At 60.5% G+C, this 210-nt stretch carries 2 tRNA genes; both read left to right on the top strand.

Features of this window, described 5'->3' with window-relative positions:
- A tRNA-Ala gene (locus tag O4G76_RS21890) sits at positions 1–76 on the top strand.
- A gap of 58 nt (positions 77–134) precedes the next feature.
- Positions 135–208, top strand: a tRNA-Ile gene (locus O4G76_RS21885).
- The last annotated feature ends 2 nt before the right edge of the window (positions 209–210 follow it).

Below are 210 nucleotides of genomic sequence, written 5' to 3'. Positions count from 1 at the left end.
GGGGCCTTAGCTCAGCTGGGAGAGCATCTGCTTTGCAAGCAGAGGGTCATCGGTTCGATCCCGATAGGCTCCACCAATATGGAGCCGATCGACGAGCCACTGGCGCTCTTGCAGAGCGACAGGCTCCACCAGATGGGTCGGTAGCTCAGGTGGTTAGAGCGCACGCCTGATAAGCGTGAGGTCGGAGGTTCAAGTCCTCCTCGACCCACC

The sequence above is a fragment of the Limimaricola sp. G21655-S1 genome (assembly GCF_027213785.1).
GTDB lineage: Bacteria > Pseudomonadota > Alphaproteobacteria > Rhodobacterales > Rhodobacteraceae > Limimaricola.
This window is presented reverse-complemented; position numbering and strand designations above follow the sequence as displayed.